The following is a 368-nucleotide window of genomic DNA, read 5'->3' on the forward strand; positions in this document are numbered from 1 at the left end:
ACTACGTGCGCGAGGTCGCGCTGACCGTGCGCGACCGCCGCAGCGGTGAAGTGGTCTATGAAACCCGCGCCACCCAGGATGGCCCGTGGGCCGACACGCCGACGCTGTGGCGTGCGCTGTTGAGCGCCGCGCTGGACGGGTTTCCGCAGCCGCCCAGCGGGCCGCGGCGGGTGGTCATCGAGCAACCTCGCTAGCAAACGCTGCCAAGCCCGCCGCAGGAGCGAGGCTACCCCACGCCGGCAGCCCCAGGCAGGGTCACGCCACCGCCAACGCCTCGCTGCCCGCCAGCACCTTGCGCAGCGTGTCGGCCAACTCCTTGGCCGCGAACTTGGCCACGTAGGCGTCGGCCCCGGCGCGTTGCACGTGTT

The 368-nt window shown here is 72.3% G+C and carries 1 protein-coding gene; it reads left to right on the forward strand.

What is annotated here, in order from left to right:
* Positions 1-194, forward strand: a 194-nt coding sequence (locus EMN46_RS19810; RefSeq protein ID WP_229130458.1) for a hypothetical protein, incomplete at its 5' end; no start/stop codon positions are given.
* Positions 195-368: the final 174 nt, after the last annotated feature.

Origin of the sequence: Ancylomarina sp. 16SWW S1-10-2 (genome assembly GCF_009669305.1) — a bacterium.
Classification (GTDB): Bacteria; Bacteroidota; Bacteroidia; order Bacteroidales; family Marinifilaceae; genus Ancylomarina.